The sequence below is a fragment of the Thiomonas sp. TH-17 genome (genome assembly GCF_057473305.1).
On sequence record NZ_JBYCKI010000148.1, the window covers coordinates 1 to 10,012 of the forward strand.

The window sequence follows — 10,012 nt, forward strand, 5'->3', positions numbered from 1 at the left end:
CGAAGATTATTACTGATAGAAAATTCCTACAGTTGCCAGTAACCCCCCGCACACTGTATTTCTGGCTTAGAGAAAAGCAGCCATCTCACAGGGATTATCAACACAATATTTTGCTTAGGTTGCGAGAGCGCTTAGTCAAAAGGAGGCTCGGCGATTCTGCATACATTTGTCCTTTGTTTTTGGACAGGTCTGCATATCGCTTCCATGTTCACCTGGCTGGTTTAAGCATGTGGCCGCAATGGTGGCGACATGATCCGTGGGAATTGGAACGCATCCTAATCAATGGGGTCGGCTCTGTGAATTTCAATGCCATTCCGGTTTTGCGGGAGCATGTATCCATTCCACCTCATGTCAAGGTGACGAGCGCAAAGCACAGCTACAGCTTCTCAGAACAGGGAACTGACTTGTGCTTTCACTCGCCGACAGCCCTGCCAGAAGGGACAACCTCGCTTGCGAAATTCTTGGGAGGCGTGGTGGGTCGTTTGGACTCTGACGAAGGCTTTATCTCCAATGAATCCGCTGGACAATATCTTCACGCTTACTTTGGTCAGAGAGAGACTGGTGAAGAATCTTTGCTGCCGATGAACTTTCCTGTCGAGAATGCTGGGATTGAAAGTTGGCTTCATTGGGGCGATCACCTGAAGACAGAACACCAAATTGAACAGTTTGCGCTTGTGCGTTGGGAAGATTAAATGGCCACCAAAAAAGAACTGCTGGCGCAAGAAGTCGCTAAAGCCGTCGGCGCAGGCAAGGCGGTCGCGCTGGAAACCGTCGATTTCAACGATCCGAACCGACCCAAGACTTGCTTGGAGGTGGATTTCCCCATCCTGCCCGTCAATCAGGTGGCGATCATCGAAGGCAACGCGGGCAAGCCGATCTACCAGATGTCGAAATGGTGGGCGCGGCGGCGCTCCAGCGTGTTTCGCTCTATGTTGATTGCGGCGGCGACCAAAGCCCCGGAAGACAAATCACACGCGGCCAAGCTGGTGTGGGACAACTACTACGCCAACCACCAGAAGAAAGGCGCGTTCAAGCACCTGAAGGTGGCCGACATCTTCATGGGTGGCGGCACCACGCTGGTGGAAGGCTCACGTCTCGGCATGCAGATGGTCGGCAACGACCTCAACCCGGTCGCATGGTTTGTGGTTAAGCAGGAGCTGGCCAATGTTGATCTGGAGGAAGTGAAAAAGCTGCTCGCCGACATCGAGGCCGAGGTCAAGCCGCAGATCATGCCGTATTACTATTGCGACGGCCCGGAGGGTGAAAAAGGAACGTGGACGCACCTGCCGACCAAGAAGGTGATGCCCGCCGATTTCGACCCTCTGAGCATCCCGCGCGACGAGCGCAAGGACTACCGTTACGAAGGCCCGGAGATCATCTACACCTTCTGGGCCAAGCACGGCCCGTGTCAGGTGACAGGCTGCGGCCATCGCACACCGATCATGACCAGCCCGGTGATGGCGGTCAAAACCATCAGCGTGAAGCACTGGGAGCACACCTGCGGAAAATGCGGCGGCGTATTCCATATTGAGGAGGATGCCGTGCGGATGGCTCCGGATGTGCCTTTATTCATTTCGCCCTCGGAACAACCTTATGCAGTGATTGATCCCGTGCAAGGCTTAACTTGCCCCCACTGCACGCATAAGACTGCCGCCCATTTTCACCCCAAAGACGGATTGGTCATCGCGGGCGAGCGTGGACAAATTAAGCTCGGCAAGGGCAAGAACAAAAAGGTCGAATTGAGCCTGCTGGTGCATCCGCAATGGCTGGCTGGCTCGCCTAAGCAGGACGCACAAGGTCAGCCCTACGGCGGCTCGGCGCAGGACGATGCGGCCGCGACCACGCGCTGGGGCAGTGAGCGCGCATCCAAGATTCGGCTGCTGGAGGTACGCGGCACGCTGCCGGAGGAAGTGACCTGCCCGGAAACGAAGGTTACCTTCAAGCCTGAGATCGGCACGGTTCCTAAGCGCTCAAACTATGCCTGCGCGGCCTGTGGCACGGTGCAGGATGTGCTGACCACCGTGAAGGCCACCGGCAAGACCGGACCGATGGCGGCCTACGCAGTGCAAGGCTACGCGCCGAAGCGCGATGCGGCGGGCAACCCCTATAGCGGTCGCTTCTTTGCGGCTTACGGCACAGCACACGCACGGCAATACGACACTGCGTTTGCTGAATGGGAAACCCGCAAGGAGAGTGATCTGAAAGACTACTGGCCGCGTAGTGCGATCCCCATCGGAGCTGAAATCGGTCCGCACGATGTTGAAGGACATCATCACTCACACTGGTGGACGATGTTCAACCCGCGCCAGTTGCTGGTGCACGCACAACTACTCAAAGCCATTATCGAGGTCGGAAACTACGACTGGAAGGTGCGCGAGTATGTCCTCGGTGGTTTCCAGCAATATCTGCGGAACCAGTGCATGTTTAGCTTCTGGAATTCTCAGCGCGACACTCCCGAACCCGCATTCGCGGACAAGGGATTTCAGCCGAAACACCTTGTTATCGAAAACTGCGTATTCCCTAAACTTGGGCGAGGCAATTGGGCCTCCAGTGTAGAAGGGATAGTCGAAGGGCGTGACTGGGCAAAATCGCCTTGGGAGGCGGTGAGTGCTGAGGGGCTAAAACGGAGAGACGCGGTCTTGTCCAGCAGTATCAGCGGTAAGAGCGAGAAGGTTTATCCCGCAGACCAAGTAAATGAAGCCGAACTGTATTGTGGGTCATCCACTGACTTAGTCGGGGTTACAGATGGCAGTGTTGATCTCGTCATTACTGATCCACCGTTCGGTGGACTGATTCAGTATTCGGAGCTGTCAGACTTCTTCTACGTCTGGCTTCGACTGGTTTTGAGAAAAAAATACCTAGACGTTTTCGCGGGAGAGTACGCACCGAAGACGCTGGAAGCTGTCGCCAACAAGTTTCGCGAACCTGAAGACCCTAACGGCTTCTATCAAAGGCTGCTCACCCAGTGCTGGCGTGAAGCACATCGCGTACTCAAGCCCAGTGGCATCCTGGCCTTCACCTTCCACCACAGCGAGGACGAACCGTGGGTGGCGGTGCTGGAGTCGTTGTTCGATGCCGGGTATTACCTCGAAGCGACTTATCCAATTCGTGCAGATGAAACGAAGGGGGATAACGCTGAGTTTGGCGCTCAAAAAATCGAATACGACATCATCCACGTTTGCCGCAAGCGCACGGAAGAACCCAAGCCAGTGAGCTGGGGCCGGATGCGCCGCGAGGTGATGGCCGATGTGCGCCAATTGCAGGCGATGCTGGAAAACCACGCCAAGGAGGGCTTGCCCGCCGCCGACATTCAGGTGATTCGGCGTGGCAAGGCGCTGGAATATTTCTCGCGCCACTACGGCAAGGTCTATGTCGATGAGGGGCGCACGATTTCGGTCAAGGATGCTCTGGTCGGTATCAACCAGCTCATCGACGAGGATGCCGACAAGGGCAAGGAGCCGCCGCCGGTGAATGCCGAGCCGATGACGCGGCAATTTCTGCGCACCTTCGGCACGGCTACCGAGCTGCAGCGCGACCAGTTGCAGAAATTCCTGCGCGGCACCATCACCACGCCGGATGAATTCGTGCAGCGTGGCTGGTGCAGCGAGGTGAAGAAGGTGTTCACGCGCACCAATCCGCTGGATTTCGCCCGCGATTGGTCGGGCAAGCACAAGCGCAAGCTCACCTCTGACCTCGATCAGGCACTGGTGCTGATCGGCGCCTGCGTGGACGGCAGCGGCATCAATGCCTCGGACACGCTCAAAAACGATAACTTCAAGCCACACGTGGCGCTCAAGCCGCTGCTGGAGTGGTTGCAGAAGAACGGGTCGGATCAAACTACCCGTTTTGCTGCCTCGCGTGCGGTGTCGATCTTCACCACCTGGCAATCCAGCCAAGCACCCAAGCCGCAGCAGGGGTCGCTGTTCGATGACGATGGGGAGTATGCGTAATGAGCTATTACAGTGACGCAGAGTTAGAAGCCATGATGGTTGATCTGGAGTCAGATTGTGTGGAGCGCAAACAGTCTTTTCAGGGAGATGCTTCCAAAAAAGTGCGCGAGGCTGTCTGTGCATTTGCTAATGACTTGGCGGGACATGGTGTGCCTGGCGTGGTTCTAATTGGAGTGCAGGACAATGGAGCCATCATGCCCGGCTTTGTGGTGAGCGATGAGCTGCTGTTGAGCCTCGCCAGCATCAAGACCGATGGCAATATTGTGCCGCCACCATCCTTATTTGTGGAGAAGCGCTTATTGCAAGGGAGCAATGTAGCGGTAGTCACCGTCTTGCCTTGCGATACGCCTCCCGTGCGTTACCAAGGGCGTGTCCATGTGCGTTGGGGACCGCGCCGTGGGCTGGCGACGGCACAGGACGAACGCATCCTCAACGAGCGTCGTCGCCACCATGACCGCCCGTTTGATGTGCAGCCGGTGCGTGATGCAGATCTGACAGACCTTGATCGGCTGCGTTTCGAGCAAGAGTATCTACCTGCACTGGTGGCACGCGATGTGTTGGATTCTAACGGTCGTAGTTATGAGCAGAGGCTGGCTGCAACTAAGATGGTGATGATTGAAGATGACCCAACGCCAACGACACTGGGTTTACTGGTGATTGGCAAGTCCCCTTCCGATTGGCTGCCGGGAGCCTATACGCAGTTCCTGCGGTTGGCCGGTGATGATCTGACCGCGCCGGTAGTGGATGAAGAGCCTATTCATGGAACCGTGGCAGATCAGATTCGGCGGCTAGAAGAAAAGCTTGCTGCGCATAATTTGCGCGGCGTTCGTTTCCGCGATGTTGCGACGGAGGAACGTGGTGAAACGTATCCACTGGATGCCTTGCGCCAATTGGTGCGCAATGCCTATATGCACCGCAGCTATGAGGCAACGAACACCCCAATTCGCGTGTACTGGTTCGATGATCGAATTGAAATTCACAACCCCGGTGGCCCGTTCGGTAGTGTGACTCCCGAGAACTTTGGGCAGCCGGGTATTACCGACTATCGCAACCCCAATTTGGCCGAGGCGCTTCGTGCGCTGGGCTATGTTCAGCGTTTTGGTGCCGGTATTGCCATTGCACGAAAGGCGCTGGGTCAACGGCTGCACTTTGAGGTGCAAGCTGGTGTGGTCGCCGCAATCATTCAGGGGGAGTCTTCATGACAGCCCATATCGCGTTTTTCAATAACAAGGGTGGCGTCGGCAAAACCTCGCTGGTCTATCACTGCGCCTTCATGTTTGCGGAACAGGGTTTGCGGGTGTTGGCGGTAGATCTTGATCCGCAATCCAACCTATCCATCATGGCTTTGGACGAATCTCGGCTTGAAGCGCTGTGGCCGGATGATGAACATCCGCTCACAATGTACGGCGCGGTCGCTCCGTTGTTTGATGGCACGGGAGACGTTCGCCCGGTGCATATCGAGTCATTAAACAGTCGACTGGGATTACTGGTCGGTGATCTTGCCTTGTCCCGTATTGAGGATGATTTGTCTACAGAGTGGCCCCGTTGTCTGGAAGGACGTGAGCGTGCGTTTCGTGTTACGACGGCTTTCTGGCGTGTGATCGATGAGGCTGCAAAGCGGCATCAAGCCGATGTCGTGCTGCTAGATGTGGGGCCGAATCTAGGCGCAATCAATCGCTCAGCGCTGGTGGCCTCCAGCCATGTGGTGATGCCTGTAGCGCCGGATTTGTTTTCGCTACAGGGTTTGAAAAACCTGGGGCCGACTTTGCGTAAGTGGCGCAGTACATGGGCTGCAGCGCTTTCCCAGGCACCTCGCTCCCTTGGCACGATGCCACAAGGTGACATGAGCCCAGTGGGATATGTGCTGATGCAACATGCTGAGCGTTTGGGGCGGCCTACTAAGGCCTACGCCAAGTGGCAGTCACGCCTTCCGGTGGCCTATCGCGTCAGTGTTTTGGGTGTGGAGAATAGGTCTGGAGATGAAAACAATGGCAACCTGATTCAGCGCATCAAGCATTACCGCAGCCTGATGCCTATGGCTATGGAAGCGCGCAAGCCGATGTTCCGATTAAGCAATGCCGACGGCGCTATTGGCGCGCATCAAACCAATGTTCAGCAATGTCATGATGACTTTTCTACGTTGGTTAAAGCGATTGCTGAACGCACTGGTATCAAGGAGTCTGCCTAATGCGACAGATTTTCGATACGGTATGGCAACGGCGAGGGACCAGTTGGCTGTGGGATGAGGAAGCGCGCAATACGGTCTGTGCGGCGGATGAGGTGTGGAGCTTGCGGCAGTTTTTGCAGGCCGCCGTTCCGAATGGGAATAAGTGGCCAGAAGACCTGCCTAGTAACGACAGCCAGACTCTGGTGGTGGCTGGGCTGGACGGTAGCCTTGATTTACTGGCTCCCGATCAGGACGAAATTTGGCTAGGAGACACGATCAAACGCGCCATCCTGTTTTTCCAAGATGCTTACGCGGGCGAGGCTGCTCTGATCTTCTGGTTGCCACAGGGAGATAGTCGTCTCAGGGTGCAGGCGTCCACCGACGCGGTATCGTGGTTGTGCGAAGCGACACACCGAGGTCAGCAGTTCGACTTTGGCCGCTTGCTCTGGGGCGAGGCCAATGAGTACCCGCAGGAAATTCTGCTGCGCGAGGGCGCAAAAGCGGCAGGCCTCTTCCACTTGCGAATTACCTGAGGTCGGCGCGTGGAAGCAGCGGCTCAGTTTCAACCCGGCGAACGGATCACTCATCACGAATTCGGCCAAGGTGTAGTTCTTGACCCGGCTCACGATGGCTACCTGCGCGCCTTCTTCGGCGTGGGCGAGCGCCGTGTGCCGGTGGGCGCGGTGCACCGCCAGCTCTCGCGCACCGAGCGCATCCTGCGTGCCGTCGATGGCGGCGCAGATCGGGCGCGCAAAGCGTGGCTATCCTACGAGGCTCACGCGCTGCCCGTCATGGAAAACGCGTCGGCACTGACCTCGGCCAAGATCGACCTGCTGCCACATCAGGTGGTGCTGACGCACCGCATTGCCACCGCATCTCCTCGGCGCTATCTGATTGCCGACGAGGTGGGCTTGGGCAAGACCATTGAAACCGCCCTGATTTTGCGAGAGCTGGTCAGCCGGGGCGAGCTGAATCGCGCCCTGATGGTGGTGCCCGCCGGGCTGGTGAACAACTGGCACCGTGAGCTGAACGAGGTGTTCAACCTCGACTTCGAGGTGTTCGGCTCCGAGGGCGACATCACCGACCGCAAGACCAATGCCTTCGCCAAGCACGACCGGCTGATCGCCAGCATTGACACGCTGAAGCGCCCGGCGCGCATCAAGCGCCTGCTGAACGCGCAGCGCTGGGATCTGGTGGTGTTCGACGAAGCCCACCACCTCACGGCCTACAAGACCGGCGGCAAGGTACGCAAGACCGAAAACTACAAGCTGGCCGAGGCGCTGAAAGATCATTCGCGTGACCTTCTACTTCTGTCGGCCACCCCGCACCAGGGAAATCACTTCCAGTTCTGGATGCTGGCGCAACTCCTGAACCCCACGCTGTTTGGCAGCCCCGAAGAGATGCTGGAGAACCGCCACCGTCTCAATACGGTGATCTTCCGCCGCACTAAGGCGGACGCCTGCCAGCCGGATGGCTCACCGCTATTTGCGCGGCGCTGGGTTCACACCGAATCGTTCGTGATGAACCAAGCGGAGCGCCTGTTTTACGAGAAGCTGCGCGAGTATTTGGAGGATGGCTTCGACCTCGCGCGCCGCCAAGGCAACCAGGGGCGCGCGCTGGGCTTCCTGATGGCGATCTTCCAGAAGATCGCGGCATCGAGCTTCGCCGCCGTGCGCCGCACACTCAAGCGCCGCCTGCTGATGTTGACGCTGCACGAGGCGTTTCTGCGCGACAAGGAACTGGACATCGAGGGCCGCGAGCGCTTGACCGAAGAAGCGCGCGAGCTGATCCACGAGGAGTTCTGCCTGTCGCGCGACAGCGTCGGGCGCAGCGAGGTGGATCGCGTGCTGGCCGATCTGAAATATCGGCTGGTGAAAAAGCTGGACGAAGAGGTGCTGGAGATGGCCTCTGATCCTTACGGCAGCGAATATTCGGCCACGCACGCGGAAGAAGCCTCTTCGGCGGTGGTGAACCTGCACCTGCCGGAGGAGCGCCTGCGCATCGGCGACCTGCTGCGCTTGTTCCCGGCAGAGCGCGAGACCAAGATGCAGAAGCTGCTCGACGGCTTGGGCACGCTGTGGCGGCAGAACGCTAGCGAGAAGATCGTGATCTTCGCTACCTACCTCGGTACGGTTGATCTGATTGCTCGCGAAATTGAGCAGGCCTATCCCGGCCAGGGTGTGGTGGTACTGCGTGGCGGCGACCACGGTGCCAAGCTGGCAGCAGAGCGGAAATTCCGTTTGAAGGATGGGCCGCGTGTTCTGGTGTGCACAGCGGCTGGCCGCGAAGGCTTGAACCTACAATTCGCGCGCATCCTGTTCAATTTCGATTTGCCGTGGAATCCGATGGATGTGGAACAACGCATCGGGCGCATCCACCGCTATGGGCAGAACCACACGGCGCAGGTCTACAACCTCGTCCTGTCTGACACAATCGAAGGACGAATTTTCCTGATGCTCGATGAAAAACTGACGGAAATCGCCAAGACAGTCGGCAAGATTGACGACCAAGGCAACGTAGCGGAAGACCTACGGTCGCAGATTCTTGGCCAGCTATCTGAGCGCCTCAATTACGACCGCCTGTACCAGGAGGCGTTGTCCGACCCTGAGCTGAAACGCACACAGGTGGAGTTGGAGGCAGCACTCTCGAATTCACGCGAAGCGCGGCAAGTTGTGTTCGATTTGTTCCAAGACCTTGAAGGCTTCAGTCTCGATGACTACAAGCCGTTTTCCGATGTGTCGTCCAGCCTGGATCGGTTGGTGCGTTTCCTGTCGGCAGCAGTGGCAGATCGTCAGCAACGCTTGGTCAAGATTAACGACGAAACATACGACCTAGTGACGGTTGATGGCGTACATCGGGCACGATTTACCTTGAGCCGCGATACGGCGACGAGCAGTGACAACGTGGAATTGATGGGCTTGGATCACCCGCTGATACAGGAAGAGCTGGGACGCTGGCGGAGCGTTCCAGCCGAGGATATTGGCATTGCGGTTTCAGGGGATGTGGACGCGCCGGTTCTGCTTTCTCTCTGGATGGTCGAAGCGTCCGTAGGCAACGGTGAACGTCGTGTCGTCATTCAGCCAATTGCCGTTAAGCAGGACGGCACAAGGGTTCCGGCGGTCGAGCGACTGGCGGAGCAATACCTCCAAGCACCAATAACCTTACCGATGTTCGAGCCAGAACAGCGACAGGAACTATTCGCGCAGGTGGTTGAACCGACCTTGCAACGTGAACTGAAGCACAAGGGCGCAGCGAATGGAGATGGCAGTTATTCGGCGGAGTTGATTGGATACGTTGAGATCATGTGCGTATAGATCATGCTACTACCTCAATATCTGTCAGCCGTACCGAAATATTACATTAATGCGTAGCATTGCGCTGGCCCGAAACGTCACCATCCGCTGGGCAGTGTTCTCGAACGGCTTTCCACTCTTCGGGTTCCGTGCAGTCCAGTTTGGGCGCGCTTCTCCCGCAGGGTGAAGTTCCCCAAGCCGGACAGCTTCACGTCTTCACCGGTGGCTAGCGCCAAATGTCGTCCAACCGATCTCTGCAAGGAACAAAACTTCCAGGAGTGCCAAGCGTTTTTAACCGAGATCTACGCCAGTTTCAGGATGATCACATTGCTCAACGTGCTTCCTGGTATCTTCACGCGGTTTTGCGACGACCTTACGCTCCATCTTCCAGCTAAACCCCGCCTTCGCTTTTTCATCATCCACAATTGCTGCGAGATCCCCATCAATAACATCAATACCCAGACGGGTCGCCATTCTGGCTGCCTGTTCCCGAAATTCTGCAGATCCGGTGATGTCCACTTTGCCCCCATATTTTTGTGCAGCCACGCGCAGGGCGGCTTCAAGGCTGGTTTCATCTGATTCATGGACATCAATTCTGGGTC

General features: G+C 57.2%; 7 protein-coding genes. 6 read left to right on the forward strand and 1 reads right to left on the reverse strand.

The features are described from left to right. The 6 genes from AC2VLV_RS08795 to AC2VLV_RS08820 form a co-directional block, all read left to right on the forward strand. A partial coding sequence (locus AC2VLV_RS08795; protein ID WP_486989630.1) for a hypothetical protein occupies positions 1–692 on the forward strand: 692 nt, incomplete at its 5' end. After that, the gene (locus tag AC2VLV_RS08800; protein WP_486989631.1) at positions 693–3,950 is read left to right on the forward strand and encodes a DUF1156 domain-containing protein; all 3,258 of its coding nucleotides are present in this window, start codon (positions 693–695) and stop codon (positions 3,948–3,950) included. Then, positions 3,950–5,152, forward strand: coding sequence for an ATP-binding protein (locus AC2VLV_RS08805; RefSeq protein ID WP_486989632.1), 1,203 nt, complete (start codon positions 3,950–3,952; stop codon positions 5,150–5,152). The genes AC2VLV_RS08800 and AC2VLV_RS08805 overlap by 1 nt, the downstream gene beginning before the upstream one ends. Further along, positions 5,149–6,138 carry a ParA family protein gene (locus tag AC2VLV_RS08810; RefSeq protein WP_486989633.1) on the forward strand — a complete coding sequence of 330 codons (990 nt, stop codon included), beginning with the start codon at positions 5,149–5,151 and terminating at the stop codon, positions 6,136–6,138. Before AC2VLV_RS08805 ends, AC2VLV_RS08810 begins: the two co-directional genes overlap by 4 nt. Beyond that, complete coding sequence (locus AC2VLV_RS08815) at positions 6,138–6,650, forward strand: hypothetical protein (RefSeq protein ID WP_486989634.1); 513 nt, start codon at positions 6,138–6,140, stop codon at positions 6,648–6,650. The genes AC2VLV_RS08810 and AC2VLV_RS08815 overlap by 1 nt, the downstream gene beginning before the upstream one ends. 9 nt (positions 6,651–6,659) lie before the next feature. After that, positions 6,660–9,431 carry a DEAD/DEAH box helicase gene (locus AC2VLV_RS08820; protein ID WP_486989635.1) on the forward strand — a complete coding sequence of 924 codons (2,772 nt, stop codon included), beginning with the start codon at positions 6,660–6,662 and terminating at the stop codon, positions 9,429–9,431. A gap of 270 nt (positions 9,432–9,701) precedes the next feature. On the opposite strand, the gene AC2VLV_RS08825 is transcribed toward AC2VLV_RS08820, so the two are convergent. Beyond that, on the reverse strand, positions 9,702–10,012 hold a 311-nt coding region (locus AC2VLV_RS08825), incomplete at its 5' end, for an LPD7 domain-containing protein (RefSeq protein ID WP_486989636.1).